Genomic DNA, 249 nt, shown 5'->3' on the forward strand with positions numbered 1-249 from the left:
TTCCGGCTCGATGCTGCCCTTCATACTCAAGCGCCTGGGCTTCGACCCGGCCAGCGCCTCGGCACCGTTCGTGGCCACCCTGTTCGACGTCACCGGCCTGGTGATCTACTTCAGCATCGCTGCGATGATCCTGCGCGGCACGCTGCTGTAACCGCACAATGTCGCCACGCCGCGTGCGGCGTGGCGATGCGGCGGCAGCCGATCCGTGCGCCAGCTCCTCCCCCCGCGACCGCCAGCCGAGTACCGGGT

General features: G+C 69.1%; 1 protein-coding gene. It reads left to right on the forward strand.

Annotated features, from left to right (window positions below; translation table 11 throughout):
* A partial coding sequence (locus ACQG3P_RS21195) for a magnesium transporter (RefSeq protein WP_426806152.1) occupies positions 1–151 on the forward strand: 151 nt, incomplete at its 5' end.
* Positions 152–249 lie beyond the last annotated feature (98 nt).

The organism is Stenotrophomonas sp. SrG, from assembly GCF_050031795.1.
GTDB classification, from domain to species: domain Bacteria; phylum Pseudomonadota; class Gammaproteobacteria; order Xanthomonadales; family Xanthomonadaceae; genus Stenotrophomonas; species Stenotrophomonas rhizophila_A.